The sequence below is a fragment of the Rhizobacter sp. P1_G5 genome (assembly GCF_056405435.1).
The window spans coordinates 1-1,565 of record NZ_JBFUCB010000942.1 but is presented as its reverse complement, the minus strand read 5'-3'; the positions used below and the strand labels follow the sequence as shown (position 1 = coordinate 1,565).

The window sequence follows — 1,565 nt, the reverse complement described above, 5'->3', positions numbered from 1 at the left end:
AGCCATCCGTGCCGGCCGGCGCCTGCGCCTGCGCACCGGCCACCTGCAGCGGCAGCCGCAGCATGAACCGGCTGCCGCGCCCCGGTCCGTCGCTCTGCGCGCCCAGCGTGCCGCCGTGCAGCGCCGCCAGGCTGCGCGCGATCGCCAGCCCCAGGCCCAGCCCGCCGTGCGGCCGGTTCAACGCCTGCCGCTTGCCCTGCACGAAGGGCTCGAACACCACCATCAGCTCGTCGGACGACATGCCGATGCCCTCGTCGTCGACCACCAGCACCGCGTCGTCGCCGTCGCGCCGCGCGTGCAACGACACATGCCCACCGACCTCGGTGAACTTGGTCGCGTTGGTCAACAGGTTGGCGACGATCTGCCCGAGCCGCACCGCATCGCCCAGCAGCGGCAGCGGCTCCTCCACGCGCACCTCGAGCCGCTGGCGCTTCTGCTCGAACAGCGGGCTCACCGTCTCGACCGCCTGCCCGATCACCACCCCCAGGTCCAGCGGCGCGCGCTGCAGCTCGACACGCCCGCGCGTGATGCGCGCGACGTCGAGCAGGTCGTCGACCAGCCGCACCATGTGCCGCACCTGGCGCTCGATGATGCCGCGCTCCTTCGTCGCCGCATCCGTCCAGTTCATGCGCATCAGGTGCAGCGCCGTCAGGATGGGCGCCAGCGGGTTGCGCAGCTCGTGGCCCAGCATCGCGAGGAATTCGTCCTTCGCACGGCTCGCATCCTCGGCCTGCTGGCGTGCGCTCAGCTGTTCGGTCACCTCGTAGGCGACCACGGCGATCTTGACCGGCGCGGTGCCGTCCGGCTCGGTCAGCGGCTGGTAGACGAAATCGAAGTAGCGCGGCTCGGGCATGTGCACCTCGAACGCCTTCGCGAAGTACGGCTCGCCGCTGCGCAACACGCTGTCGAGCAGCTCCTTCACGTTCAGCTCGCGCAGCTCGGGAACGGCCTGCAGCAGCGGTAGCCCCAGCAGCGGCCGGTCGCCCACCAGGCGCCGCTGCTCGTCGTTCGCGTAGCTGAACACGTGTTGCGGCCCGTCCAGCAGCGCCACCGCCACCGGCGCGTTGTCGAACACCTCGACCAGCCGGCGGTTCGCGGCATCGCGCACCGCATGCATCTGCTCGCGCACCAGCAGCACCTCGACGCGCGCTGCCAGCTCGCGCGCGGAGAACGGCTTCACGATGTAGTCGTCGGCCCCCTTGGCCAGCCCCTCCAGCCGCGCCTCCTCGCCGGCGTGCGCCGACAGCAGGATCACCGGCAGCGTGCGCAGCGCGTCGTGCGCGCGGATGCGCTCGAGCAGGCCGAAGCCGTCGAGCACCGGCATCATGATGTCGGTCACGACCACGTCGGGCCGCCGCCGCGCGATCGCGTCCAGCGCCTGGCGGCCATCGCCGGCGGCCTCGACGTTCCAGCGCGCGCCCAGCACGCTCGCGATGTAGGTGCGCATGTCGGCGTTGTCGTCGACGATCAACACGGTGGCACGCGGGGAACCGTCGGTCCGCGGGGCGCGTGGCGGCATCGCCGGCGCCTGGCCGGCGTGCAGGCCGTCCTCGACGAACGCATCC

The 1,565-nt window shown here is 72.1% G+C and carries 1 protein-coding gene; it reads right to left on the bottom strand.

Features of this window, described 5'->3' with window-relative positions:
- On the bottom strand, nucleotides 1-1,565 hold a 1,565-nt coding region (locus AC1D12_RS32950; RefSeq protein WP_477845326.1), incomplete at both ends, for a response regulator.